Raw genomic sequence first — 25,901 nt, 5'->3', positions numbered from 1 at the left:
CCACCATGACCACGGACCCGAAGCCCAGTTCCCGCGACCGGCTGCTGGAGGCGGCCGCCGACCTCGCCTATACCGAGGGCGTAGGCATCGGTGTCGAGGCGCTGTGCAAGGCGGCGGGCGTGTCCAAGCGCTCGATGTACCAGCTCTTCGAGAGCAAGGACGACCTGCTCGCGGCAAGCCTGGACCGCCGCGCCGCCGCCTACGCGGCGAGGCTCGTCCCCACCCCCGGGGACCAGGCCTCGCCGCGCGAGCACATCCTGTACGTCTTCGAACAACTCCAGTCGCAGTCCACGGAACCGGAGTTCCACGGCTGCCCGTATCTGGCCGTACAGATCGAACTCAAGAACCCGGACCACCCCGCCAGCCGGGTCGCCCGCAAGGCCAAACAAACCCTCACCGACTACTTCCACGAGCAGGCCACCCGAGCCGGCGCCACCGACCCCACCCTCCTGGCCCGCCAGCTGACCCTCCTCTTCGACGGGGCCAGCGCCCGGGCCGGCATCGGCGCGGAAAGCCTCCAGGACCTGCTCATCCCGATGGCCGGGACACTGCTGGACGCGGCGGGCGTGCACTGACGTGCGCTGACGGCGCCGGAGGAAGGCATCGCTGTCAGTGCTGATCGATCTGAGCCGCCTGGAGCCGGCTGGCGGCTGCCGAGGCCCACCACTGGATCACCGGTTCCACGGACCGCGCCGTCCCCGTCCTCACCGAACTGGTGAGCCCCAGCCCTGTGGACTCCGTGCCCTCAAGGCCCTGGCCGCCATCGGTCACACCCCCGACGACCTGCGCCCCACCCTCCGCGCCTTCTCCTTCTCCCCGCTCCGCAAGCTCACCGAGCAGCTGGGCCGCAGGGACGGCCACCCGGACTACGAACTCCGGGCGCTGGCAAGGGAATTGCTTGCCGCCGGATAGGCACCCCGCCGCCCGGCTGGCACGGCCTGGTCAGGGATTCCAGAAGAACGTCGCGTGAGCCCGGTCGAAGCGGCGGGCCGCCAGGTCGTCTCGGCGGATCGCCCAGTGGATCGTGGCGCCCTCCCTGCCGTCGATCCCGGGGTGCCAGTCGGCCAGCAGCACCCAGTCCGCGGCGTCGCCCGGATCCGTGCCGGGCCCGGGGCGGCCGCCCCTGCGCTCCGCCTCCGCCGCGAACTGCGCCGCCGTCACGACGGGATCGGTCTCCGTGCACTCCTCGCCGGCGTACCCGCCCACCTGGAACGGTCCGTCGGAGGCCACGGCGCCGCAGGTGTCCGACCACACCTCTACGAGTTCCTCGGAGCGCGGGTGCCCGGGAAGCGGCGCGGCGTAAGGGGGTTCGGCCATGTCCACCCACGCGTGGTACGGCAGGGACACATCGGCCGTCATACGTAGCGGGCCCTGCGGATAGGCCTCGCTGATCTCCGTGATGTCCGGGTGCTCGGCGTAGAAGCGCGGGTTCTTCGGGCGCTCCGTGACGTCCGCGCCCGCCGGGACGTACACCACCTCACCCACGGAACTCCAGCAGTCGTACGGCAATTCGAGGAACGCGAACAGCAGCAGATGCCCGTCGCGCGGCAGCGGGAGGTCCGTCGCGCCCTCGGGCAGCGCCGCGCAGTCGATGGAGGCGACCAGGGGGAACCACGGGTCCGGTTCGTCGGCGGGCAGCAGCACCGGACCTCCGAAGCGGCCCACGACAGGCCCCTGCCCGTCCCGGTCTGCAGCCAGCGTCGCGCACGGACGGGCGAGACGTATCCACCGCTCCACATCGTCCGCAGGCACCCCCCGCTTCAGCGCCTCGTCACGGAACGGACCCAGCCTGTCCAGCATTTCCGGAGTCATGGGAGAACCATAGGGGCGGGCGGCCACAGAGCGGGCCTGAGGCCCCTTGCCTCCGGGTGACCAGGTGATTCGGCAAGTCCGGTACCAGTAAGGTGCCGTGACGGGGAATCAGCTCCGGTCGCCCGGCCGTCCCGGAAGGAACGGAAGGAACGGAGGGGGGGCGGAGGGGGCGGCGGCTGTGGTGGCCCGATGCGGTGCAGCAGGAGAGCACGGCGCGCGCCGAGGGTACGACGGAGAGTGCGTACGCCACCGCACGGCCACACAACCGATCACCTCGGGGGACCAGCCATGACGACGATCCGGCCCGTGATCCGATCCGCCTTCCGGCGGCACCGCGCCGTCTCCGTCACGGCCGTCGTGCTGGCCGCCCTGCTGCTGACCACCGCGATTGCCGAGTTCGCCGCCCGGACCCTGCTCCACGACCGCCTGGCCGCCGCGGCCGGGCGGACCCTCGGCAAGGACAGCGATATCGAGATCGAGGGCGGCCCGGCCCTGCTCGACGTGCTCGACCGCCACCTCGACGCCGTGGACATCAGCAGCGATGACGCCACCGTGGACCGTGTCCCCGACGTGTCCCTCCACGCCCGCCTCGTCGACATCCGCATGACCGGCAAACATTCCGGCACCGTCGCCCACACCCACGCCGATGTCGAGATCCCCGCCGACTCCCTGAAGGACCTGGCGAACGGCCCCGGCAGCCGCCTCCGCATCACCGGCGTACGGCTCGACGACGAGGCCGACACCCTCACCCTCGATCTCCAGGGCGGCCTTGGCCAGGCCGTGCTGGAGCCGCACATCGAGGACGGCCGCCTGACGATGCACCTGACCAAAGTGCGGATCTTCGGGCAACCCGCGCCGGAGAAGATCGTGAACCGCCTCGAAACCCGCCTCACCGACCGCACCGAGGCCCGCTATCCCCTGGGCCTGCGCGTCACGAAGACCGACGTCACCCGCACCGGCCTGGCCGTCACCCTGGACGGAGGCGAGAGCACGCTGCCCGCGAAGAAGAAGCCGTAGCCGCGCGGTAGTGTCGTGCGGGTCCTCGCCGGTCGGCGCACCGGTCCCGCATGTGCACAGAACGGTCGAGCCCATGAAACTGGCGTACCTGCCCAGCCCGTCGCAAGGCGTCTGGCATCTGGGGCCGGTGCCGATCCGGGCGTACGCCCTGTGCATCCTGGCCGGCATCTTCGTCGCCGTATGGCTCACGGGCCGCCGCTGGGCCGCCCGGGGCGGACACCGCCAGGACATCGAGGACATCGCGATCTGGGCCGTACCGTTCGGTGTTCTCGGCGGCCGTCTCTACCACGTCGTCACCGACCCCGAGCTGTACTTCGCCGCCGGGAAGCAGCCCCTGCACGCCCTCTACATCTGGGACGGCGGGCTCGGCATCCCCGGCGCGGTGGCACTTGGCGCGTTCGGCGCCTGGCTCGGCTGCCGCCGCAAAGGCGTCCGGCTCGCCGACTTCGCCGACGCGGTCGCGCCTGGCCTGGTCCTCGCCCAGGCGGTCGGCCGGTGGGGCAACTGGTTCAACCAGGAGCTGTACGGCCGCCCCACCGACCTGCCCTGGGCGCTGCGCATCGACCTCGACCACCGCCCCGTGGACAGCCTCTCCACCGCGCTCTACCACCCGACGTTCCTCTACGAGTCCCTCTGGGACCTCGGCGTCATGGCCCTGCTCCTCTGGCTCGACGCCCGGGGCCACCAGCGCCTCAGGCGCGCCCGCCTGTTCGCGACGTACGTCCTCGCCTACACGGTCGGCCGCGCCTGGATCGAGGCCCTGCGCATCGACCACGCCAACCACTTCCTGGGCCTGCGCCTGAACGACTACGTGTCGCTGATCCTCTTCCTGGGCGCCCTCGCCTATCTGATCGTGTCCCGCGGACCCCGCCCGGGTGACGACGCGCCGTACCCGCCGGGGACCGCAGAGGGCGACACCGGGGTCACGGCGGAGGAGCTCCCTGCACCGGAGGAGGAGCCGCCGGCGGCGGAGGACACCGAGCCGGAGCCGACGCCGGCCCCGCAGTGAGCTGACACCCCCGGCCGGCTCACCCGGCACCCCGATCACCTCCGGATGTCACATCCGGCCGCCCTGCCTCGTCCAAGGCCATGAAGTCGCTGCACCGGCCGCCGAGTGGCTGCCGCACCTGGCGGCCTGCGTGGGTGCGAAACCGCCGCTGAGGGTTCCCGTGTGGCTGGCGCGGGTGCTGGCCGGCGACGTGGCGGTGACGATGATGACGGAGGGCCGCGGTTTCTCCAACGCCAAGGCCAAGCGGCTGCTGGGCTGGGAACTTCGACACCCCTCGTGGCGCCAGGGCTTCGAGGAGGAACTGGCGTGACGCGGACCGAGGAGTTCGAGGAACTGCGGCCGCTGCTGTTCGCGATCGCCTACCGGATCCTGGGCAGCGTGAGCGAGGCCGAGGACGCCGTGCAGGAGACCTGGCTGCGCTGGGAGACAGCGGCGGCAGAGCCCAGGTCCGTCAGGGCGTACCTCTCGGCGGTGGTCACCCGCATCTCGATCGACGTACTGCGTTCGGCCCGGGTACGGCGGGAGGCGTACGTAGGCCCCTGGTTCCCCGAGCCCCTCCTGACCGACCCGTACGAGGACCCGGAACGCTCGGCGGAACTCGCCGACTCCCTCTCGATGGCCGCCCTGCTCCTCCTGGAACGGCTGACCCCGCTGGAGCGGGCGGTGTTCGTGCTGCGGGAGGTGTTCGGCTTCGATTTCCCGCAGATCGCGTCCGCGGTCGGCCGCTCGGAGCCGGCCTGCCGTCAGCTCGCGGTACGGGCACGCCGCCACATGGACGCCGGCCGCCCCCGCTTCGAGGCGGACCGCAGGGAACGCGAGGAACTCGCCGGACACTTCCTCGACGCCTTCCGAGAAGGCGACGTCGACAGCCTGCGCGAACTGCTCGCCGCCGATGTGCAGTTGACCGGCGACAGCGGCGGCAAGGCCCCGCGCTGGCCCCGGGGCGTCGTGGGCGCCGGGAACGTGTCCCGCGTCCTCGCCGCACTCGCCCCGCCGCTCGTCGGCATCGGCGTGGTGTGCACACCGCACGAGATCAACGGCCAGCCGGGCGCCGTCTTCCACGACCGCGACGGCAAGATCATCGGCACCTGGACCCTGGACATCCTCGACGGCCGCATCCAGACGATCCGCACCGTCCTCAACCCCGACAAACTCACCACGTCGGCCCGGTGGCAGACCCGTGGACCGTCTCCCGGGAGGCGAAGGAGGCCCGCCGCAGCCCGTCCTCGAATCCCGGCGCCGATGATGCCCCCTAGGACAGCGTGCCGGTCCTGTGACGGCCGGTCTGCGACCCGGGTCGCAGACCGGCCGTCCTCCGCTCCGGTGCTCACCCCACCGCGGTGAGCGCCTCCAGGGCGCCGGCCCAGGCGCGCCGGTCCTGTACGTCCGGGCCCGCGCCCGGGCCTGTCAGGTCTCGCGATCTGCCCTAGGGAGAGGACTGGTTGACGGGATCTGTCAGGGGCGTACGTCGACGTAGTCGCCGGCGGCCTTGGCCGGGCCGGTGGTCGTGGTGCCGGCGAAGTTCCAGCGCCAGTAACCGTCCTTGACGGCCTTGACCGTGGTGCGCAGGGTGCCGGTGCTGCTGGTGCGCACCGTGGCGACCGTGGTGTAGGTGCTGCTGTTCTTGGGCCGGAACTGGAGCTTCACCGACTGGCCCGCGTATCCGGCGTACTTGTACGTGTCCCAGTTGGCCCGCGCCAGCTTCCCGGTGACGGTTATCTTGGCACCCTTGGCCACCGGTTCCGGCGAGGCGTTCACCGTGAGCTGCGCCGCGCGCTTGAGGCTGAACGTGGCCACGCCGGAGGCGAAGGCCGAGCCCTCGTCGACGGCATCGACGATGGTGTCGACCTTCCAGACACCCGCGTTGACATTGGCCAGATCCACCGGGTCGTCGCTGCCGGGGGCGAGATGGGCGTTGACGGTGAACGACATCGTGCACGACGTCGGCGTCTGGCAGGCCGTGTCGTTGCTGTAGAAGCCGTAGTGCGGGCCGACGAGGTCCGCGTCGGCGAAGGCCAGCCCGGAGTCGTCGGAACCGGTGATCGTGACCGGGAACGTCACGTTCTTGGTGGTGCCCACGATGACGTCGTGCCCGTTGTTGACCACGGCACCGGTGACCACCGGGTCGCCGGACGCGGTGCTCGGCGAGGCGCCCGCCGGGGTGGCGACGCCCGCCACGAGCGCGGCGGCGGCCACCGCCACGGCGCCGCGGCTCGCCGCCATGCGGCCGGCAGATCTGCCGGAACGAGGAGTGAAGCTCATGGGTCCTCCAAGGAATGACAGCACCGCGACACGGCACTGTGTCACTCCCTACGACCACCGAACCGCCCCGACCGTTGCCCTGCTGTTCGCCTTGTCCTCGCCGCGTTCTTACCCCGCCGACTCGTCCCGCCGACTTGTCCTGCCCGCCGTCTGCGGCGCACGAGCCCGCGGCGGTGCGCGCCCTACGAGAAGGTGCGTACCACCGCGGGCTGAGAAGGCCGTTTCCGCCTATGCCGTCCGGCTGCGGGCGTGCAGCATGCGGCGCACCTTGTCCGAGCGCTCCAGCAGCGTGGCACGGACCACCGGCACCGCGTCCTGGGCCGCCTGCTGCGCCTTGTCGATGTACGCGGTGTCGATGCCGTACTGCGGGAAGAACCGGCTGGTGAGCCCCATCGCCGGGATCATCCCGCCGTGGTGCAGGGTCGGGAGCGCCTCCAGATACAGCTCGGCGTAGGGCGCGAGCACCGCGTCCTGGCCCGGGCGCCAGAAGGAGTCGGTGAACTGCCGGACCGCGTGGACCGGTACCTCGCGGTCCACGACGACCTTGCGCCAGATCTCCGCCTTGGCGTCGGCGTCCGGCTCGGCGGCCCGTACGGCCAGGGCACGCGCCCAGGCGTCGGGATCGGGGTCGCGCTCCAGCAGGGCGGCTGCGCGGGAGGCGGTGTCGGCGCCCAGTTCAGCCTCGCGCGCCAGCACCCGCCACTGGAGATCCACGTCGCCCTCGGCCTGCGCGCGAAGCCAGGCGAGGTCGTCCGGCTCCGTCGCCGTGCGGGCCAGGCCGCGCAGCGCCACCCGGCGCCGGTCGGGATGCTCGGCGAGACCCCGGCAGACCTCGGCCAATGCCGCGGTCAGACCGGCGCGTTCGGCGGGCGGCGCCCACAACTCGGCGATGTCGGCGGCGAGCGTCAGATACGGCTCGATCACCGAGTCGCACGTCTCGGCCGCCAGGACCGCCGTGACACACCGGCCGGCCTCTACGGCGGTGGCATCGCCGTTGATGAGCATGTCCCAGACGGTGGCCACCGCGACACCCCGGGAGACGGCCGTGGGCAGCCGGGCTGCAGCCAGGACGAAGGACTTCTCGGTCCCGGGCGCGGGGCGGGCGTTGGCGAAGGTGAGGTCGCCGTCGTTGACCAGCAAGACCTCGGCCTCGGACGGGAGCCCGGTCACCTCGGTACGGCTCCCGGTCACCTCGACGCGGACCAGCGCCCGGCGTTCGAGAGGACCGGAGCCGCTGCCGTCACCGCCGTACGCGCCGATGGCCAGCACCTGCGGACGCGGCGGGCCGTCGGCCACCAGAACGACGGAGCCGCGGTCACCGCGGCTGTCTTCGAGGGTGAATCGGTCGGTGCCCCCCGTCTGCAGCCACGCGGCGCGCCAGGCGTCCAGATCGCGCCCGCTGGCCTCGCCGAGGGCGTGGACGAGGTCCTGGAGCGTGGTCGTACCCCAGGCATGGCGTGCGAAGTAGGCGGCCATACCGGCCCTGAAGTGCTCCTCACCGACATACACCATGAGCTGGTGCAGTACGGCGGCGCCCTTGGGATAGGTGATGCTGTCGAAGATCGACGCGGCCTGGGCGACGTCGGCGATGGGCTGGTGGATGGGATGGGAGGCAGGCCCCTGGTCGGCGAGGTACGCCCTGAGCTTCTCGTCCGCCAACTGGTTCGCCCACGCATCGGTGTAACGGGTAGCGCGCTCGGCTGCCCAGTGGCAGGCGAAATCCGCGAACGCCTCGTTGAGCCACAGGTCGTCCCACCAGCGCATGGTGACGATGTTGCCGAACCACATGTGCGCCATCTCGTGCAGCAGCACCTTGGCCAGCAACTCGCGCTCCGCGGGCGTCGGCACGGCACGCCGCAGGAACACGTCCGACCAGGTCACACAACCGAAGTTCTCCATCGCCCCGCCGAACTCGGGCATGAACACCTGGTCGTAGCGACGCTGCGGGAACGGCATCGCGAAGGCCTCGCCGTAGAACGCGAGACCCTGGCGGGTGAGGGTGAAGATCTCGTCGGCGTCGCGCTCGAGCACCTCGGTGAGCGAACGGCGGGCATACAGGCCGAGGTCGTAGCCGTCGGCCTCGCGGCGGATCTCATGGAAGGGGCCGGCGTTGACGACGGTGTTGTAGACCGAAAGGGCCGGAGTATCGGGAAAGACCCAGCGCCGGACGGCGCCCAGCTCCTCGACCCGTGCCTCCCCGGAGTTGCTGGTGACGGTCCAAGCGGCCGGCGCCGTGACCGTGAAGGCGTGCGGAGCCTTGAGATCGGGCTGGTCGAAACACGCCCACACGAACCGGGCCTCGTCCGGTTCGAAGCTCGTCCATACGTAGACCTCGCCGTCAGCGGGGTCGACCGCCTTGTGCACGCCCTCACCGGCGGTGGTCTCGGCCTGCACACTCTCCACCCGCAGCACATTGCGCGCGGCGAGACCGGACAGCGGGATACGCCCGTCGTCACCGGGTGCGAGGGGGACCCCGTTGAGCGTGGCGGTCAGCACCCGCGCCGCACAGTCCACGAAGCTCTCGGCCCCAGGCTCGCGGCAGCTGAAGGCCACGGTGGACACACACCGCACCTCCGGCCCGTCGGCCAGGCCGGTGAAGTCGATGTCCACGTCGTACCGCTCGACCGACAGCAGTGCAGACCGCTGCCGTGCCTCCTCACGAGTCAGACTCCGGATTCCCATGCGTCCCTTTCCCCTCGTCGACAGGCGGGGGTCAGGCTACGTCGCAGATCACGATCGCGCAGGCGAATATCGACAGGCCCTGGTGGGCGGCGCCTCCGGCGATCAGTGCTGAAAGGAAGGCCGATTCCTTATGGTGAGCTGATGACCCGACCTGACGCAGCCTCCTACTGGAACACCAATGTCGCCCGTCACCCCGGGATCGATCTGCCCCAACTCCTCGTGGATCTCGACGTGTTCGGCCTCACCGCCGGGCGGTGCAGGGACGCGGCCTTGGGCCGGCGATCAGCGGCTGGCGGTCAGCGGTCAGCCGTAAGCCACCGGACAAGGCGTCCGCGCGCACCGCGTCACAGGAGACTCCTGCGCTTCTCCTCCGACGCGGCACCGAGCGTGACACGGCGTCCGTCAGGCTGACACTCGCCCAAGGTCTCAGCGACGCGCTTCGCGGGCTTCCCGCCCGGCTCGGCACAGGTCCGTAGACTGGCCAGGTGCCCGGACCGGAGGAAGCACGGCAGATGCGACCCGCGGCGCGGCCGTGTCCGAACGGACTGTTCGTCGGTCTGTGCACCCTGGACGTCGTCCAGCTCGTGGACCATGTCCCCGGCCCCGACGAGAAGCAGACCGCCCGCGACCAGCTCGCCGCCGCCGGCGGCCCCGCGGCCAACGCGGCCGCCGTCTTCAGTCATCTGGGCGGGGCCGCCCGGCTGCTCACCGCGATCGGCACCCACCCGCTGGGCCTGGGCGTCACCGTGGACCTGACCCGGCTCGGCGTGACGGTCACCGATCTGGCCGCCCGCTCGACCGCCCCGCCCGCCGTGTCCTCCGTCCTGGTCACGGTGTCGACCGGACAGCGCGCCGTCACCTCCACCAACGCCGCCGGTCACCGTCTCGCCCCGCCCGGCGAACTGACCGGTTGGGTAGAGGAGTGCGACGTCGTCGAGTTCGACGGCCACCACATGGACCTGGCCGTCGCGGCGGGCCGGGCGGCGCGTGCCCTCGGCCGTACGACGGTGTTCGACGGCGGCAGTTGGAAGGACGGCACGCCGGACCTGCTGCCGTACGTCGATGTCGCTGTCTGCTCCGCCGACTTCCGCCCGCCGGGCGTGACGACAGCCGCAGGCACCCTGCGGTTCCTGCGGGAGCACGGGGTGGTGTGGGCGGCGGTCAGCCGGGGAGCCGACCCGCTGGTGTGGGAGGGACCGGACGGCGGCGGCACGGTGGAGGTGCCCCGCACGCGGGTGGTGGACACACTGGGCGCGGGCGATGTCCTGCACGGCGCCCTCACCCATGACCTCGCCGTCCGGGGCCCGTTGACCTCGGAGGGCTTCGCGGAGGCCCTGCGGGGAGCGGTAGAGGTTGCCTCCAGCGCGTGCGCCTCGTTCGGCACCCGCGCGTGGATGCACGGGAGTTGACCCCATCCCTTGACGGGGACCGGGCCCCTGGGCAACGGGCCTTGTCAGGTTCCTACTTTGCCTGCTTGCCGTACCCGGGCGGGCCCAACTTCTGTGACAACGATGTCTGTTACCTGTGTGGACACTGAGGGGGCGGCGTGGTGTCATGCCAGAGGGTCCGCATTTACAACGTTGTAGCAGCCGACTCGTCGGCAGGTAATGCGGACGAGCTGCGTATGCCCTGAACCGTCTCTCCTCACCCGCATGTCCGTACCCATGATGGAGCGTGCCGTGCGACCACCGAATCCGAGTTCCAGATCCCAGAGATCCCACAGATCCCACAGATCCCCCAGGTCTTCCAGGTCTTCCGGATCCCGGTCCGGCCACCGGACCCGTCTGATCAGCGGCCTTCTGGCCTGCACCTCGATGGCGCTGAGCCTCGTCGGCGCAGACATCGCCGCCGCGGGCAGCCGCGCTGACCCCGCCCACCGTCCGGGCCGCCCCGCCGCGGTGACGGTGGCGAACGCCCGGTTCGAGGTGCTGTCCCCGACCCTGATCCGTACCGAGTACGCGGGGGACGGCACGTTCGAGAACCAGCCGACCTTCAACGCGATCGGCCGGAACTCCTTCACCCCGCCGCCCTACACGTCGTCCGTCAAGGACGGCGTACTGACCATCACCACCAGCGCCCTGACACTGCGTTATGTGGTGGGCTCCGGTCCCTTCGGCGCGGAGAACCTGAGCGTGTCGCTCAGGGCGGGCCGGAGCCAGGTGCTCGCGGCGCCCTGGCAGCACCGTGACTGCTCGGCGGGCGTGCTGTGCGAGACCGAGGACCAGACCTACGACGGCCCCGGACTCGCCGCGGACCACTCCGGGTTCACCGGTAAGGGCTTCCTGGCCGGGTTCGAGACCGACAACAATTCCCTCACCGCGGACGTGCGCGCACCGAAGGACGGAACCTACGAGTTAGCCGTGCGGTATGCCAACGGCACCGGCGGCGACGGCCGTCACGTCACCCGCACCCTGAGCCTCGGTGTGGACGGCGGCACCGACCAGACGTTCAGCCTGCCGGAGACGGCCGACTGGAACACCTGGAAGGTCGCCAGGGTGTCCCTGCGACTCGGCGCCGGTCACCACGCCCTTCGGCTGCACCACGCCGCTGGCGACTCCGGGAACGTCAACATCGACAGCGTCGCCCTGCTGGACCCGCGCGCCGACTACCCGTCCAGGGCCGCGACTTCGCTGCCGGGCTGCCGGTTCGGCACAAGTTGCGAGGCCGAGGACGGTCTCCTCTCCGGCACCGGCGTCATCGCCACCGACCACAAGAGCTACGCCGGGTACGGCTTCACCGCCGAACTCAACAAGGGCGCGGGCGTCGCGCAGCGCGTCGTAGGCGTACCCGCGGACGGCACCTACCAGTTGAGCCTGCGCTACGCCAACGGCACCGGCGGTGACGGCTTCCACCAGGCCCGTACCGTCGACATCGCCACCGGCGGCGGCACCCACCGCACCCTCTCCCTCCCGCCCACCGACAACTGGGACACCTGGCAGTCCGCCACCGTCCCTGTCGACCTGAAGGCGGGCACCGACCAGCTCACCCTCTCCTGCCCGGACACGGCGAGCTGCCACGTCAACCTCGACACCCTCGCCCTGAGCCGCACGGACGACCCGGCCCCAGCGCCGCATCTCGCCCTCGGCGGTTACCGCCGCAGCCTCGACGGACTCAACGGCGACAACGACCCCGCCCCCTGGACCACCCCCGGTCTGCTGCACCGTGACGGCTGGTACCTCCTCGACGACACGCCCTCCGCGGTCTACGACGCGGCGACCCACGGCGCCTCGTCCCGGCCCGCCCACGGCACCGGCCCCTACCAGGACGGCTACCTGTTCGGTTTCGGCCACGACTACCAACAGGCCCTCACCGACCTCGCCACCCTCACCGGTCCGCCGCAGCTGCTGCCCCGCTGGGCCTACGGCGTCTGGTACTCCGAGTACATCGACCGCACCGCCGCCGCCTACGAGAACACCATCCTGCCCGCGTTCCGCGCCGCGAACGTCCCCCTGGACGTCCTCGTCACGGACACCGACTTCAAGTCCCCCAACACCTGGAGCGGATGGAACTTCGACGCGGCCAAGTTCCCCGATCCGAAGGGGTTCTTCGACTGGTCGGCCGCCCAGGGCCTGCACAATACCCTGAACGTCCACCCCAGCATCCTGGGCTCCGACCCGCAGTTCGCGGCCGCGCAGGCCACCGCGGGCGGCAAGCTGCGCATGGGCAGTTGCTCGGCGGGCGCCGACTGCTACACCTTCGACTTCGGTGACCCCGACCAGCTCAAGGCCTATCTTGATCTGCACCGGCCGATGGACAGGGCGGGCAACGACTTCTGGTGGCTTGACTGGTGCTGCGACGCCTCGCGCTCCTCGCAATCCGGTGTCACCCCGGACGCCTGGATCAACCAGAAGTACGCCGACCTCACCGCCGAGACCAGCGACCGCAGCTTCGTCCTCTCCCGCGCCTACGGCTCCCTCCAGGCCGGTGGCTACAGCGGGGGAGTGGGCCTGCCCACCGGGCCCTGGGCCGACAAGCGCACCACCCTCCACTTCACCGGCGACACCACGTCAAACTGGGCCACCCTGCGCGCCGAAGTGGGCTACACCCCGGGCGAGTCCGCCGCCACCGGCATGAGCGCCGTCAGCCACGACATCGGTGGCCACAACGACGGCTGGGGCATCCCCGGCGCCGAGACCTACACCTCGGGCGGCCAGACCCACCGCACGACCAGACTCCCCGACGACCTCTACGCCCGCTGGGTGCAGTTCGGCACGTTCCAGCCCGTCGACCGGCTGCACAGCAACCACAGCGACCGGCTCCCCTGGCAATACGGCACTCAAGCCGCGAAGTCGGCGGCGAGGTTCCTCGACCTGCGTGAGGCGCTGGTGCCGTACACCTACACCCTGGCCCAGCGGGCGAGCACCACAGGCGTCCCGATCGTCAGGCCGCTGTACCTCCAGTACCCGGAGGAGGACGCCGCCTACAGCAGGGCGAACAGCGAGTACCTCTACGGCCCCGACCTCCTCGTCGCCCCGGTCACCACCTCCGGCACCAGCACCACCACCTCCGTATGGTTCCCGCCGGGACAGTGGACCGACTGGTTCACCGGCACCACCTACACCGCACCGGCCGGCGGCGCCACGCACGACGTGACGACCACCCTCGACACCATGCCGGTGTTCGTCCGCGCGGGCGGCGTCGTGGCCACCCGCACCGACAAGGTGACCAGTGACGCGCAGAGCCACCTCGACAAGGTCACCGCCACGGTCGCCACCGGAGCATCCGGCGCCTTCTCCCTCTACGAGGACGACGGCGTCAGCCCGGTGTCCGCGCGGTCGGCCACCACGCAGCTCCGCTACAGCGAACGTGCCGACGGCACCGGCCAGTTGAGGATCGGCCCCACCAAGGGCTCCTTCAAGGGCCAGACCGCCCGCCGCACCTGGACGGTCTCGTTCCTCGGCACCGCCCAGCCGCCGCACCGCGTGAGCGCGGACGGCACCCGGCTGGCGGCCTCCGCTTGGCACTACGAAGCCGACAGCCACACGCTCCAAGTGACCCTGCCCGCCCGCAGCATCCGCAAGGGGGTCACGGTCACCTACCGATAGCCGTCACCGCGGGTGACGGCCACCGGACCTTTACCGTCAACCATGGAAGATGCCCAAGGGGGCCTGCGCGCACACTGCGTAGGCCCTCTCACCCCCACCCCCCGCCGGTACCGCACTCAGCGTCTCCCCAGGGTGCTCTCTCGCTCCACCAGCCGGTATTCCGCGGTGATTTCACGCCCGCCCGCTACCTCACGCCCGGACAGCGAGCGCAGCAGCGAGGCCACCGCGAGCCGTGCGATGGCCTGCTTGTCCGGCGATACGGTGGTCAGCGAGACGGCTCCGAAACGGCCCTCGGCGATGTCGTCGAAGCCCACCACGGCGATGTCCCACGGCACCCTGAGCCCCCGCTCGTGCAGCACCCGCATGGCGCCGATCGCGATGAGATCGTTGAACGCGAACAGTGCGTCGGGGCGCATCCCGGAGTCCAGCAACCGGGCCATGGCGCATGCGCCGTCGTCCCGGTCCCAGCCGCCGACCGGCACCACGAGGTCGTCCGGCGCGGGCAGCCCGGCGGCGGTCAGCTCCGCGCGCCAGCCGTCCAGGCGCAGATGGGCGGGGCGGTTCGCGGAGTCGGTGCGGGCGCCGAGGTAGGCGATGCGGGTGCGGCCACGGCCCAGCAGATGGCGCACCGCGGCGCGGGCGGCGGCCACGTTGTCGATGGCGATGTGGTCGAAGGGCAGGTCGTACTCCCGCTCGCCGAGCAGCACCAGCGGCACGTCGTCGGTGCGGCCCCGCAGGTCCTCCGCCTCCAGCTCCAGCGGGCTGAGGATCAGGCCGTCGATCACCCGGCCGCTGAAACCCTGGCTGACCAGCAGTTCCTGCTCGCGTCTGCCGCGGGTGTGGTCGAGCAGCACCGTGAACTCGTGCTCGGCGGCCGCGTCGATCACGGCACCGGCCAGCTCGGCGAAGTACGGATTGCCGAGCTCGGGGACGGCGAGGGCGATGATGCCGGTGCGGCCCTTGCGCAGATGCCGCGCGGTGAGGTTCGGGCGGTAGCCGAGCTCGTCGATCGCCTCCTGGACCCGGGCCCGCATCCCCGGTGTGACGTGCGGATAGTTGTTCACCACATTGGAAACCGTCTTGATCGAGACGCCGGCCCGTTCGGCCACGTCCTTCAGGCTGACCGGCAAGGGATCTCCTCGGCGTGGACGGGTGCTCCGGAGCCAGAGCATGTGTCGTTGATCTGGACAGCGGCCGGGAGGCGTGCTCTCATGCCAACTGCCACTGTTTCCAACGTTGTACAGACTGAAGCATCGAGTCGCCACCCTTCCTCAGCCAAGGAGGATTCGTGCGCATCAGACAGTTCAGCCCGTTCAACCCACTCACCCCGTTACGGCAGTTCAGACACCGGCTCGCCCTCCTCGTCGCGGTGGTCCTGGGAGCCGCCGGACTGGCCGCCGCCCCCGCGACAGCGGCCGTCGCAGCGACCGAGGTACACGGACTCAAGGGCGAGTACTACAGCCAGTCCGCCCCCGGAGCCTTCGACTTCCACGAGTTGAAGGCCACCACGTTCGACCCGCAGCTCGACTTCGGCAACCTGGAGCCGAGACTGAGCGCGGCGACCGGTCAGTCGGACGACGTCAGCGTCCGCTGGACCGGCCGGATCGTCCCGGAGAAGTCCGGCCCCACCACCTTCTCGATCATCGGTGACAACGGCTTCCGCCTCTGGGTCGGCGGTCGGCTCGTCATCGACCACTGGGTCGACGACTGGGACCGCGAGCAGACCGGTCAGCCCGTCGACCTGGTCGCGGGCACGGCCTACGACATCAAGGTCGAGTACTTCGAGCACTACGGAGGCTCCAACCTCCACCTCCGCTGGACCCCGCCCGGCGGCACCAAGGCGGCCGTCCCGCAGTCCGCGTTCCTGCTCCCCGAGGGCTACGACTACGACGGCGCCGTCGCCGCCACCGTCCAGAAGGACGGCAGGACCCTCAAGCTCGACTTCGCTCAGCAGCTGACCGCGCCCCCGGCCGGTCTCACCGGCCACCTCAAGGCCGTGATCGGCGGCGCCACCTGGCCGCTCGGCGAGGTCACCCTGGACAGGTCCGACTCCAAGGCACTCCTCGTCACGCTCACCGAGCCCGTCGTCGGCAACAAGGCCGGCACCGCGCCCGGCACCGCCGATGTCCGCTACGACGGCCAGGGAGGCCTCACCGCGGCGGACGACAACGTTGTCAGGGCGTTCTGGAGCAGCGGCTCCAACAAGTCGACGTACGAGCTGCGCACCAAGTGGGCCGACAAGGTCACCCCGGCCGACGCCCACCGCGAGTACCCGCGGCCCCAGCTGACCCGGAGCGACTGGAAGAACCTCAACGGCACCTGGCAGTTCGCCGCCGCCACGGCGGACGAGCAGCCGCCGGTCGGCAGGAACCTCGCCGAGAAGATCCTTGTCCCCTACCCCGTCGAGTCCCAGCTCTCGGGCATCGAACGGCACGAGGACCGGATGTGGTACCGGCGCACCTTCACCGTCCCCGCCGACTGGCGGATCGGCTCCGGAAAGCACCTCCGGCTGAACTTCGGCGCGGTCGACTGGCGCACCGTGGTGTACGTCAACGGCACCGAGGTCGCCGAACACCAGGGCGGCTACGACAAGTTCAGCGCCGACATCACCGACGCGCTGAAGCCCGGCCGCACCCAGGAACTGATCGTCGGCGTCTACGACCCGACGGATGCCGCGAGCGGTGAGAACCCGCCGGTCGGCAAGCAGCGCCTGGACCCGAGCGGCATCTGGTACACACCGACCTCCGGCATCTGGCAGACGGTGTGGATGGAGCCGGTCGCGGCCGACCACGTCGACTCGCTCAAGCTCACCCCGGACGTGAGCGCGGGCACCCTGACGGTCGAGCCACAGGGCGTGCGCGACGGCATGAAGGTCACGGCGACGGCGTACGTGGGCACGAAGCGGGTGGCCACGGTCACCGGCCGCACCGGCACAGCCCTCACCCTGAAGATCCCGAAGGCACATCTGTGGTCCCCGGACGACCCGTACCTCTACCACCTCGAGGTGCAGGTCGGCGCGGACCGGGTGGGCAGCTACTTCGGGATGCGCTCGATAGCCGTGCAGAAGATCAACGGCACCCCGCGCACGGTCCTGAACGGCAAGCCGGTCTTCATGATGGCCACCCTGGACCAGGGCTTCTGGCCCGACGGCCTCTACACGGCTCCGAGCGACCAGGCACTGGCCTACGACCTGAAGATGCACAAGGCGATGGGCTTCAACTCCGTCCGCAAGCACATCAAGGTGGAACCGGACCGCTGGTTCTACTGGGCGGACAAGCTCGGCCTGCTGGTGTGGCAGGACATGCCGGCCATGACCGCGGGCGTCAACCCGTCCGCCGCGGCCCGCGCGGAGTACGAGCGCGAGATGAAGCAGATGATCGACGAGCACTACAGCAGCCCGTCGGTCGTCATGTGGGTGACCTTCAACGAGGGCTGGGGCCAGTACGACATGGCCCGCATCGCCGACCAGGCCAAGTCCTGGGACCCGACCCGGCTGGTCAACAGCATGTCGGGCATCAACCTGGGTGCCGACGGCGGCACCGGCGACATCCTCGACGAGCACGGCTACCCGAGCCCCGCACTGCCCCCGCACCCGGACGGCACCCGCGCCCTGGTCAGCGGCGAGTACGGCGGCCTCGGCCTCGCGGTGCCCGGCCACGCCTGGCCGGTGCAGCAGTCGTACGTCGACGTCGACCCGTCGACCTACACGGACGACTACCTCACCAAACTGTCCGAGGTCCACGCGCTCGCCTGCAGAGGCGGCAACGGCGCGGTCTACACCCAGATCACGGACGTGGAGGGAGAACTCAACGGCCTCCTGACCTACGACCGCAAGGTCGTCAAGCCGGATGTGAGCCGCCTGAAGGCAGCCCAGCAGTCCCTCATCGCGGACGCGTCCCGGGCCACCGTGGCCAATTGCTCCTGACCGACCAAAGCCCCCGGAGCCGGTCGGCTCCGGGGGCCCTCAGCGGTTCATGCGGGCGTACGTCTCACACCGCGACGGCGACAGGCCGCTCGGCCTCCGCCGCTGCCTCTGACTCGACCTCGACCCCCGCGGACAGCCACTGGACCACCTCCGCAGCGGTGTACGGGGCGCCGTTCGGGGTGATGCGGGGGAGGAAGTCGAGGTCCTGGCCGATGGTGACGACGGGGGGCTCCACCGTGCCGCGGGGGCGGCGCTGGCCGAGGCCTATGGTGGCCAGGAGACCGTTGCACAGGCACTGGCGGCCGTCGGTGGCCTCGATGTCGCCGCCCTTGCGGACGTACGCCACACGCGGCTCGGCGGGGCAGCGGTAGTCGATGGTGCCCTTGGCGGTGCGGAACGGGGTGCGCAGGTAGCCGAGGTCGCAGACGCGGGTGCGGGCCGCTTCGACCTCGGGGTCGGCGACCGTGCCGGGCAGGTCGGCGACCTTGAAGGGGAACGCGGTGGGGGAGGCGGCCGGGTTGTTGCGGACCTTGAGGTCACCGCCCAGCTCGCGCTCGATCAGCTGCCGCCGCAGCTCCGCGTCCATGCCGGACTCCTCGCACAGCGCGAAGACGCTGCCCACCTGGACACCGGCGGCACCCATCTCACGGGCCGCGCGGACCTGCTCCGGGCCGCTCTGGCCGCCGGCGATCCAGAACGGCAGGCCGAGACCGGTCATCTTCGCGAAGTCCGGGACGTCCCGGGGGCCGTAGATCGGGTCGCCGTCCTCGTCGTGGCGCATCGGGCCGCGCGGCGGGGCGCTGTGGCCGCCCGCGCGGTGGCCCTCGATGACGAAGCCGTCGGGGCGGGTCTCCGCGTCGCGGTTCAGATACGCGGCCAGGGCCGGGAGCGAGACGATCGCGAGGACGTCGGGGCGGCGCAGGGTGCCCACGGCGCCGGCGCCGGCCTCGCCCAGGATCGAGGCGGGGTCGAAGGTCACGTCCAGGGGCTGGTCGTCGCCGGTCACGTCCACCTGGGCGGTGACCGGCTCCAGACGGGTGAGGCCGGTGGCCGTCCTGGGGATCTGCGTGGGGATGCCGGCGCCGACCAGGACGTAGTCCACGCCCGCGAGGATCGCGCCGAACATGGCCGGGACCGTGGCCAGCTGGATCTTCGCCAGGTAGTTGATGCCGACCGGCCCGTCGTGCCCCTCCTTGGCCAGCCAGACCTCGACGAAGTTGGCGACGACGGTCAGGGCGCGGGCGGGGCAGTCCGCCTCGACGGTCATCATGGGCGTCGCGGCGTAGCGCTCACCGGGGGCCACGCCTCCGGGCACGTAGTACTTCTCCTGCACCGCGTCGGCGAGCTCGCGCACCGGGAAGGCGGCGAGCGCCCGCCGGACGTGGCCGTCCGGGTCGCCGTTCTGGAGCGTGCGGATCAGCAGGGTGTCGACGGCGGTGCCGGAGACGACCCCCAGCTGCCCGGCGGAGGCGACGGCCCTGGCCAGCCGCCAGCCGGACACGCCGACACCCATCCCGCCCTGGATCAGCCACGGCAGTTCGGCCGCCGCCCGGGTTGCACTCATGAGGTCCTCACAAAAACGTCGCAGCCGGACCGGGGAGGGGAGCCTCGGATCCGTACCTTCACTGCCGTAACCTACGGCATCGTAACCTACGGCCTCGTAAGTTCACGCAAAAGGGTCCGTCCGCTTGCGCCGCTTCCCGCGAGACCGGCCGGTTTCTCTCCGTCGTCCCGGACCCGCGGGCGTCCATGGACCGAACGGGCCGGGGCGGGCCGCCGTACCCCCGCCGCCGCACGACAGCATGGGGTACGACGGCGGGGGCATGACGGCCCGCCCGTCGGGTCTGCGGTCCGGCCCAGGGGTCAGTCCAGCAGCCGGTCCAGCAGCCAGCCGCACAACTCCTCGGTGATCGCGGTGTGCGCGGTCGTGGCGGAGGAGCAGACGAAGTCGTCGACCTCGCTCTCCGACGGGTCCAGCGCGTCGATGTCCGCGTACAGGTCCTTCTGCTGGTCGAGGTCGCGGATCGCCACGGCGCTGACCGAGGGCACGAAACAGACGTCCTCGTGGCGCAGTTCGACCTGGGCGCCGAACTTCTTCAGCATGTCGGCGAGGATCCCGTAGGAGCGCAGGCTGCCGCCCGGGGCGCCGTCCAGTTCGGGGAAGCCGGAGGTCCGGATGGTCTTCTCGGCCGCCGGGAACCTCCGCTTCAGCTCGGCGACGACGACATCGTTGCCCTGGGCCTGGACGGAGAAGACGGTGCCGGGGTAGATCCGCTGGACCTTGAGCGCCGTCTCGCCGGGCGGGAGGGACAGGCCCGTGCCGTCGCCGCGGCCGTTGGCGAGCGCGAGAATGCGCGGAATACGCGGCCAGTTGCCGACCTCGGCCAGCCTCCGGAGGAACTCCGTGCGCTCGGGCGCGATGCCGATCTCGCCGCTCGCGGGGTCGTAGTGCCGCCAGAGCATCTGGCGGGCCGCTTGGCTGTCCATCTGCCGGGCGAAGTCGTTCGGCACCGGGATGAAGTGCGAGAACGCCTGAAGGCCCACCGGCACGACGGCGCCGCGGTGCGGGCTGTCGTACGAGAAGTACACGCGGACGCGGTGATCCATGCGCTGCATTTCCATCCGCGCCAGCGCATAGCGGGCGATCAGGCCGCCCATGCTGAAACCGCCCACTGTCAGTCCCGCATCGCCGAGTTGCTCGGCGATGGTGCGCATGACGGCGGCCATCACGGTCTGGGCGTTGTCGATGACGGACGCGGTGCGCTCCTCGAAGCCCACCAGGATCACATCACGGCCCCGGCGGCGCATTTCGCTGAGGAACGGGTAGTCGCCGTCCAGACCGGCGTAGAGCCAGTCCAGATCGCTGCGGCCGAGGTTGAAGCCGTCCGCCATGATCACCGGACGGAGGATCCCCCGGTTGCTCTCGCCGTAGTACACCTGGGCGAAACCGTTCGGCAGCTGCCACCGCTCGTCCGGTTCCGGAGCCTGATAGGAGGGCTGGGCCGGGCGAGCGGCGCTCAGCGGGTCGGCGAGCGTGAACGCCCCGACACTGTGCTCCGCCTTCTCGTCCTGCTGATCGGACAAGGCCGTCTCCTTCCGAATCCGCGCATGGCGCAGCAACCCGGCTGACCCGGGCTGGGGAACTGCGGACGGCGCGAAGACGCGACCATCATCAGCACACCGGCCGCTGCCCGGACGCGCACCACTCGCCCGGTCCTCCGTATGGCGGAAGCTCACCGAGGCAGCCGCCCCCTCCGTCACTCGACCGGCCCACCGGGCGGACGCCGGGGGGAGGGCCAAAGGGCCCGGGCGAGGGGCCTGTTCGGCCCAGGCGGACCGGTCCGCGGCGTCAGCATGCTGGCGTTGGCCTTGCCGGCCGGCGCGTCCGCACCGAGACCACGGGAGGGCGGGGGAAACCGGGATGGACATCACGGTGCACGGACTCGACGGGCTGAGCCCGTCGCTGCGCACGGCGTGGCACCGCACCACGGACGAGTCACCCGAGTACGCGAACCCTTTTCTGGCACCGCAGTTCGCGACGGCCGTCGCCCGCTGCCGCAGCGGTTCGCGGGTCGCGGTCCTGCGCGAGGACGGGGAGCCCGTCGGCTTCCTCCCCTACCGCCGTCATGCGCTCGGCGTGGGCCGCGCCATCGGTCTCGGCCTGTCCGACTGCCAGGCGCTGGTGCATCTGCCCGGGGTGACCTGGGAGGCCGGTGATCTGCTGCGGGCCTGCGGTCTGTCGGTGTTCGAGTTCGACCATCTGGTGGAGCAGCAGAAGCCGTTCGACCGGTACGCCCGGGGGTGGTTCGCCTCGCCGGTGATCGACCTGGGCGACTTCGGGGAGCCGGATGACCTCGGGAACGGGTATCTGGAGCGGCTGCGCGAGATGGCCCCGCGGCGGACCAGGACCACCCTGGCGAAGGAGCGTCGGCTGGGCCGCGAGGTGGGCGAGGTCCGGTTCGTGTTCGACGAGCGGGACCCACGGATGCTGCGCCGGCTCATGCGGTGGAAGTCGGACCAGTACCGCAGGACGGGACGGATGGACCGGTTCGCGCGGCCGTGGATCGTGGACCTGGTCGACGACCTGTTCCGCACCCGGGACGAGCACTTCACCGGGGTGCTGTCCGTCCTGTACGCGGGGGACCGGCCGGTCGCCGCGCACTTCGGGCCGAGGTCGCGCACCGTGCTCGCGGCCTGGTTCCCGGCGTACGACCCCGAATTCAGGCGCTATTCTCCGGGGTTGATCATGCATCTGCGGATGGCGCAGGCGGCCGGCCGGGCCGGGGTGCGCCATGTCGACCTGGGGCGCGGGGACATGGAGTACAAGGACTGGCTCAAGACCCGTGAACTGCGGGTGGGCGAAGGGTTCGTGACCCGGCCCCGCCCGGTGGCGGCGGCGTACCGGCTGTGGCGCGGTTCGGCACGCGGCGTGCGGACGACGGTCCTCGCGCATCCCCGGCTGCGCGAGCCGGCCGACCGCCTGCTGAAGACCGCCGGACGGCTCCGTACCTCCGGCCCGACGGGCCCGGGCCGCGGCCCTCGCGACCGCTGACGCAGGGGGCGCCGCTCCCTGGACTCCGCTCTCTGGACTTCGCTCCCTGGACTTCGCAGCACTCCGCAGCACTCCGCAGGAGGAAGGCGACCATGCCCTACGGCTCACGTCTGGCGGCGACCATGGCACGGCGGCTGGGCCGCGAGTGCGTCTACACTCCGTCGGCCCGCCTGGCCCTCTATCTGGCGTTACGGCGCTGGTGCCGCCCCGGCGCACGGCTGCTGATGTCACCGGTGACCGACGACGTGATCCTCTTCGTCGTCCTCGCCGCGGGACTGCGCCCGGTCATGGCTCCGGTGAGCGTGTGGGACGGCAACATCGATCCGTCAGCCGTTCCCGAGGCCGACTGGCGCGGCGTGGACGCCGTACTGACCTCGAACCTGTACGGAAATCCGGACCGGATGGAGGAACTGGCCTCCCGTTGCGACCAGTTGGGGATCCCGCTGATCGAGGACGCGGCGCACGCCATCGGCTCGCATGTGTCCGGACAGCCGGTCGGCAGTTTCGGAACGGCGGCGGTGTTCAGTCTCTCCAAGCACGTGGCCGCGATGTCCGGCGGGTTCCTCGCCGTCGAGAACCCCCGCACCAGAAGGGAGCTGGAACGGCTGCGCGACGACCTCCTGGCCCCACGCCGACTGCGCGGCGAACTGGCCGCCGCTCTGAAGCCGTTGGCCCGCTCCTCGGTCCGCACCCTCCATCTCGTACGACCGGTGTGGCGCACGATGCGGCAACTGGGCCTGCTGGAGCGCGAGGCGTACCGGATGCCGCTGAACGCACCCAGGCTGTCGGCCTGTTCGCGCAGGGCCCCGGACCTGACGGCGTACAACCCCTGGGTCCGAGTTGACCTGCACGACTACCGCCGTAGCCAAGGCGCCCTGTTCCGCGCCCAGTTGTCGTTGCGCATGTCCGGTCTCGACTACGACCTTGCTCGCCGCAGGCCAGGAGTGTCCCTGCTGTCGGCCACCAAGTGGGCGCCCCCACCGGTTCGGGACCGTACGGCCCACGAGGGCCCCCTGCCCCTCTTCCGTGTCCCGCTCCTCGTGGAGGACCGCGACACCCTCGTGAACCGGCTGGTCCGCTACGGAGTGGTCTGCGGCTACGTCTACGATCCGCCGCTCGACGACTACGCGGGAGCGGAGTTCGTGGAACCGTCCCCGGACCCCGCGCCTGCCCGCTGGTTCGCCTCGCACGTCCTGCCCGCGGACCCGCTGCAGGCACGCGGGATCATCACCACGCTGCACCACGAACGGGCGACGACCGCACACCCACCGGCCACCCCACCTGAGGTGAGCGAAGAGCGACGACGGAGCGACGGCTCCACGACGAGCCCAGGGAACTGAACCCTTGATCATCCGGAGGAGACGTACTCCGCGCTGACGTGGGCGGGTCCTACGCCATGCCGGGCGGCACCACCGTGCCCTGGTGGTAGTACATCCGCCAGCCCGTGTCCGCGTCGCCCTTGCGCCAGATCGAGCTGCGCCTCGTCCGATGCTCGCCGCGCCGGACCTCGAAGGTCAGGTGCACCAGCCCCGGCGCGAGCAGCACCCCGGAGATCTCTGGGGGCTCGTAGTGAGGCCCGTCCTCCGAACTGCCTGCATGGCCGAACAGTTCGTCGAGCATCTCCTCACGGGTCCACCGTCTCCCCGACGCACCCACCTCCACGAACTCCGGATCCAGAAGCCGGGCGGCCCGCTCCCGAGATCGACGGACGTCGGGGTCCATGAGCTGCAACTCACCGGCGATCGCCTGCCGCACTGCATCCGATGCACTGCCCATTGCACTGCCCATTGCACTGTCCATGGCCGCATTCTCGCCGCGCCCACCGTCCTCGCGGCAACCGAATAACCGGTTACGTCACTGTTCCGGCGCGGTGGGCAGTTGCATGTCTTTCCACGTCTCCGGGTCTTCGTGGACCCCCCTCAATATCGCGTCGAAGCGCTTCCGGTCGTAGAGTATGCCGCTGTAGTCGACGGGTATGCGTTTGCCGTTGATCACGGCGGTCGGGGTGCCCCAGCCGTGCGGGGCCGCGCTTCCTCCGGCACGCTCGTAGGCCTGCTCGGAGGTGGACACGAAGTCGCGGTACTTCATGGACTTCACGGCCGCGTCGAAGTCCGGGCCGCGCAACCCCTTGACCTGGCCGGCGAGCTTCAGCAGGTAGGTGTCGGTGAAGCCGTCCTCGCTCTCCTCGGGCTGGTGCGCGTACAGCACGGCGTGGTACTCGGTGAACTTCCCTTCCTTCAGCGCCGCACGCAGTGCGTTGACCGCCTTCCGGGACCCGCTGCCGCCGAGCCGGTCGTCGAGGAAGGAGGCCATGGTGTACTCCGTCCTGGTGTCCCGCCGCAGGTTCGCGTCCTCCAGCGCGGGGGCACCGGTGGACTCGAACTCCTTGCAGACCGGGCACCGTGGATCCTCGTACAGATGCACGGTCATGGTCGCGTGCGGATCGCCGACCGTGATGGTCGTCCCGTCGGCAGCGAGCCGCTCCGGCAGTTCCTCCACGCTTTCGTAGGGGCCATCTGCCCGCGCACCGGAATACCCGGAATACTGTCGACCGCACGCCACAAGCCCCAGAACCGCCGCTGCGCACACCACAGCGACACGCCCCCCACGCCTCACCGAATCCACCCCTCCTTTTTGGACCAGCGCGACATTAGATCATTCGCACAGGGAGCGCACGGGGATTCCATGGTCGGGCCGGCTGGAGGTCACCCGGCGGCGAAGTAGTGCCCCTCGTCGAGGTCGGCGATCAGCCCGGGGTGGACCGGTTCCCAGCCCAGCAGTTCCCGGGTTCCCGCGTCGGGCATCGTGATGTCCAGCGTGATGAACGGGAAGCCCTCGAAGTGCTCGGCGGCCCGCCCGGTCGGGACACTCACGGCCGGAACGCCGAGATGGCGGCCGATGGTCTCGGCGATCTCCCGTACCGGGATGCCCTCTTCGGCCGCGGCGAACAGCTGTGATCCGGCCGGACCCTTCTCCAGGGCCAGCCGGAAGAGGCGCGCCACGTCCAGGGTATGGCCGGCGGGCCAGCGGTTGGCGCCGTCGTCGACGTAGCCGGACACTCCCGTGGCGCGGGCGATCCGGATCAGCCGCGGGACGAAGCCGGCCGTGTCGCGCGCGCTGTGCGTGACCGACGGGACGCCGACGAGGACGGTCCGTACCCCGTGTCCGGTGAATCCGGCGAGCGTCTGCCAGACGGCGGAGCGGGGGTTGGCGTCGATGGCGGCGTCGCGCCGCGGGTCGCCGGTCCGGGTCATGCCGACACCGACGAGGGCCTTGCCGGTGCCGGCGAGGGTCTCGCCCAGCGCCCGCACCACGGTCAGATCGGCGGCCGCCGCCTCGGCGAAGGCTCCGGCGGCTATGGAGGCATGGTCGAACGCGAGATGGACGACGGCGTCCGCGTCCGCTGCGGCGGCGCGCAGCATGTCCAGGTCGGCGAGGGTGCCCCGGGCGACCTCGGCGCCGAGGCTCTGCACGGCGGCGGCCGAGGCGTCGGACCGCGCCAGACCGGTGACCTTGTGTCCGGCCCCGATGAGTTCGGGCACCAGGGCGGATCCGATGTGGCCGCCGGCGCCGGTGACGAATACACGCATCAGTAGC

At 70.9% G+C, this 25,901-nt stretch carries 19 protein-coding genes and 1 pseudogene; 11 read left to right on the top strand and 9 right to left on the bottom strand.

Features of this window, described 5'->3' with window-relative positions:
- The first annotated feature begins 5 nt into the window (after positions 1 to 5).
- Positions 6 to 575, top strand: a complete 570-nt coding sequence (locus ACSYGN_RS01905) for a TetR/AcrR family transcriptional regulator (RefSeq protein ID WP_460391119.1) — start codon at positions 6 to 8, stop codon at positions 573 to 575.
- A 37-nt stretch (positions 576 to 612) separates the two neighbouring features.
- On the top strand, positions 613 to 912 hold the full coding sequence (locus tag ACSYGN_RS01900) for a hypothetical protein (RefSeq protein WP_460391117.1): 300 nt from the start codon (positions 613 to 615) through the stop codon (positions 910 to 912).
- A 30-nt stretch (positions 913 to 942) separates the two neighbouring features.
- Here ACSYGN_RS01900 and ACSYGN_RS01895 read toward each other — a convergent pair whose 3' ends face one another.
- Positions 943 to 1,812 carry a DUF1963 domain-containing protein gene (locus ACSYGN_RS01895; protein WP_460391115.1) on the bottom strand — a complete coding sequence of 290 codons (870 nt, stop codon included), beginning with the start codon at positions 1,810 to 1,812 and terminating at the stop codon, positions 943 to 945.
- 306 nt (positions 1,813 to 2,118) lie between these two features.
- On the opposite strand from ACSYGN_RS01895, the gene ACSYGN_RS01890 reads away from it, so the two are divergent.
- The 4 genes and pseudogenes from ACSYGN_RS01890 to ACSYGN_RS01875 all read left to right on the top strand — a co-directional run bounded on the left by ACSYGN_RS01890 (position 2,119) and on the right by ACSYGN_RS01875 (position 5,094).
- The gene (locus ACSYGN_RS01890) at positions 2,119 to 2,829 is read left to right on the top strand and encodes an LmeA family phospholipid-binding protein (protein ID WP_460391113.1); all 711 of its coding nucleotides are present in this window, start codon (positions 2,119 to 2,121) and stop codon (positions 2,827 to 2,829) included.
- Positions 2,830 to 2,902: 73 nt separating this feature from the next.
- Entirely contained in the window at positions 2,903 to 3,838 is a 936-nt protein-coding gene (gene lgt / locus ACSYGN_RS01885) for a prolipoprotein diacylglyceryl transferase (RefSeq protein WP_460391111.1), read from the top strand.
- Positions 3,839 to 3,968: 130 nt separating this feature from the next.
- A complete protein-coding gene (locus ACSYGN_RS01880) occupies positions 3,969 to 4,148 on the top strand; it encodes a hypothetical protein (protein ID WP_460391109.1) in 180 nt (59 codons plus the stop codon).
- Positions 4,145 to 5,094 (top strand): annotated as a pseudogene (locus ACSYGN_RS01875) (RNA polymerase sigma-70 factor). The gene ACSYGN_RS01880 and the pseudogene ACSYGN_RS01875 overlap by 4 nt, the downstream one beginning before the upstream one ends.
- A 199-nt stretch (positions 5,095 to 5,293) precedes the next feature.
- Here the strand turns inward: ACSYGN_RS01875 and ACSYGN_RS01870 are convergent.
- Both ACSYGN_RS01870 and pepN read right to left on the bottom strand, forming a co-directional pair.
- Complete coding sequence (locus ACSYGN_RS01870) at positions 5,294 to 6,100, bottom strand: calcium-binding protein (RefSeq protein WP_460391107.1); 807 nt, start codon at positions 6,098 to 6,100, stop codon at positions 5,294 to 5,296.
- Positions 6,101 to 6,328: 228 nt separating this feature from the next.
- Positions 6,329 to 8,782 (bottom strand): aminopeptidase N, encoded by a 2,454-nt coding sequence (gene pepN, locus ACSYGN_RS01865; RefSeq protein ID WP_460391105.1) that lies wholly within the window; start codon positions 8,780 to 8,782, stop codon positions 6,329 to 6,331.
- A gap of 512 nt (positions 8,783 to 9,294) precedes the next feature.
- Between pepN and ACSYGN_RS01860 the strand changes: the two genes are divergently transcribed.
- A complete protein-coding gene (locus ACSYGN_RS01860) occupies positions 9,295 to 10,191 on the top strand; it encodes a PfkB family carbohydrate kinase (RefSeq protein WP_460403167.1) in 897 nt (298 codons plus the stop codon).
- Between the two features lie 405 nt (positions 10,192 to 10,596).
- The gene (locus ACSYGN_RS01855) at positions 10,597 to 13,827 is read left to right on the top strand and encodes a TIM-barrel domain-containing protein (protein ID WP_460391103.1); all 3,231 of its coding nucleotides are present in this window, start codon (positions 10,597 to 10,599) and stop codon (positions 13,825 to 13,827) included.
- Positions 13,828 to 13,943: 116 nt separating this feature from the next.
- On the opposite strand, the gene ACSYGN_RS01850 is transcribed toward ACSYGN_RS01855, so the two are convergent.
- The gene (locus ACSYGN_RS01850) at positions 13,944 to 14,957 is read right to left on the bottom strand and encodes a LacI family DNA-binding transcriptional regulator (RefSeq protein ID WP_460391101.1); all 1,014 of its coding nucleotides are present in this window, start codon (positions 14,955 to 14,957) and stop codon (positions 13,944 to 13,946) included.
- Positions 14,958 to 15,115: 158 nt separating this feature from the next.
- Between ACSYGN_RS01850 and ACSYGN_RS01845 the strand changes: the two genes are divergently transcribed.
- On the top strand, positions 15,116 to 17,752 hold the full coding sequence (locus tag ACSYGN_RS01845; RefSeq protein ID WP_460391099.1) for a PA14 domain-containing protein: 2,637 nt from the start codon (positions 15,116 to 15,118) through the stop codon (positions 17,750 to 17,752).
- A gap of 64 nt (positions 17,753 to 17,816) precedes the next feature.
- On the opposite strand, the gene ACSYGN_RS01840 is transcribed toward ACSYGN_RS01845, so the two are convergent.
- Both ACSYGN_RS01840 and ACSYGN_RS01835 read right to left on the bottom strand, forming a co-directional pair.
- Positions 17,817 to 19,316, bottom strand: coding sequence for a nitronate monooxygenase (locus tag ACSYGN_RS01840; RefSeq protein ID WP_460391097.1), 1,500 nt, complete (start codon positions 19,314 to 19,316; stop codon positions 17,817 to 17,819).
- Between the two features lie 299 nt (positions 19,317 to 19,615).
- Positions 19,616 to 20,836, bottom strand: a complete 1,221-nt coding sequence (locus ACSYGN_RS01835; RefSeq protein ID WP_460391095.1) for an esterase/lipase family protein — start codon at positions 20,834 to 20,836, stop codon at positions 19,616 to 19,618.
- A gap of 337 nt (positions 20,837 to 21,173) precedes the next feature.
- Between ACSYGN_RS01835 and ACSYGN_RS01830 the strand changes: the two genes are divergently transcribed.
- Positions 21,174 to 22,304, top strand: coding sequence for a GNAT family N-acetyltransferase (locus ACSYGN_RS01830; RefSeq protein ID WP_460391093.1), 1,131 nt, complete (start codon positions 21,174 to 21,176; stop codon positions 22,302 to 22,304).
- 92 nt (positions 22,305 to 22,396) lie between these two features.
- The gene (locus tag ACSYGN_RS01825; protein ID WP_460391092.1) at positions 22,397 to 23,644 is read left to right on the top strand and encodes a DegT/DnrJ/EryC1/StrS family aminotransferase; all 1,248 of its coding nucleotides are present in this window, start codon (positions 22,397 to 22,399) and stop codon (positions 23,642 to 23,644) included.
- Positions 23,645 to 23,693: 49 nt separating this feature from the next.
- Here ACSYGN_RS01825 and ACSYGN_RS01820 read toward each other — a convergent pair whose 3' ends face one another.
- From ACSYGN_RS01820 to ACSYGN_RS01810, 3 genes are all read right to left on the bottom strand, one after another.
- Positions 23,694 to 24,104: a nuclear transport factor 2 family protein gene (locus ACSYGN_RS01820; RefSeq protein WP_460391090.1), complete on the bottom strand. Its 411-nt coding sequence runs from the start codon at positions 24,102 to 24,104 to the stop codon at positions 23,694 to 23,696.
- A 54-nt stretch (positions 24,105 to 24,158) separates the two neighbouring features.
- Complete coding sequence (locus ACSYGN_RS01815; RefSeq protein WP_460391088.1) at positions 24,159 to 24,803, bottom strand: DsbA family protein; 645 nt, start codon at positions 24,801 to 24,803, stop codon at positions 24,159 to 24,161.
- Positions 24,804 to 25,009: 206 nt separating this feature from the next.
- On the bottom strand, positions 25,010 to 25,894 hold the full coding sequence (locus ACSYGN_RS01810; protein ID WP_460391085.1) for an NAD-dependent epimerase/dehydratase family protein: 885 nt from the start codon (positions 25,892 to 25,894) through the stop codon (positions 25,010 to 25,012).
- Between the last annotated feature and the right edge of the window lie 7 nt (positions 25,895 to 25,901).

Source organism: Streptomyces sp. YIM S03343 (genome assembly GCF_054729195.1).
This window is presented reverse-complemented; position numbering and strand designations above follow the sequence as displayed.